1 protein-coding gene is annotated in these 502 nt (G+C 49.8%); it reads right to left on the bottom strand.

The annotated features are described in order from the left end of the window. Nucleotides 1-502 (bottom strand): FlgK family flagellar hook-associated protein (locus tag R7040_RS30455; RefSeq protein WP_411978244.1); only part of this gene is annotated, 502 nt, incomplete at both ends.

The raw sequence follows: 502 nt of genomic DNA, 5'->3' as shown, positions 1-502 counted from the left end.
ATTTAGCGTCATTGGTTTCCATCTTGATGATGGCAGCACCACTGCGAGTAGGACGCAGCAGCACTCGTTCGCCAGCGGCAAGGCCTTCGCCGATTTGCACTCTCATGCCATCCAATACGAAGGTAGAATCCGACTGGTCTATATCTATCTGAACTTGCTCGCCTTTCGGTGTTGTCACACTGTAGCGATCACCATCGAAGCGCAGCGCATATTCGCCACCTTTCAACGCTGAAATATCATCGACATAAACGGCAACATCCGCTTTCGAGTTTGGTGCAGTAAACACTCGTGATTTAGCCACCAGCTCAGAATTCACATCGGTGAAAACGTCTTTACCGATTTTGCCGTTGAGATCCAAACCTTGCGATTGCAGTTGGTTGACCTTGTAAGAGAATCCGGTAGCTAAGCGCCCCATTTCATCCAGCAGTTGCGGAATGTGTTTGTCACACATGTAGAGTAGCGCGCCGATTTTGCCGTACGTGTCGTCGGCCTTAGTCGCTTT

Source organism: Vibrio sp. 1069 (assembly GCF_033340555.1).
This window is presented reverse-complemented; position numbering and strand designations above follow the sequence as displayed.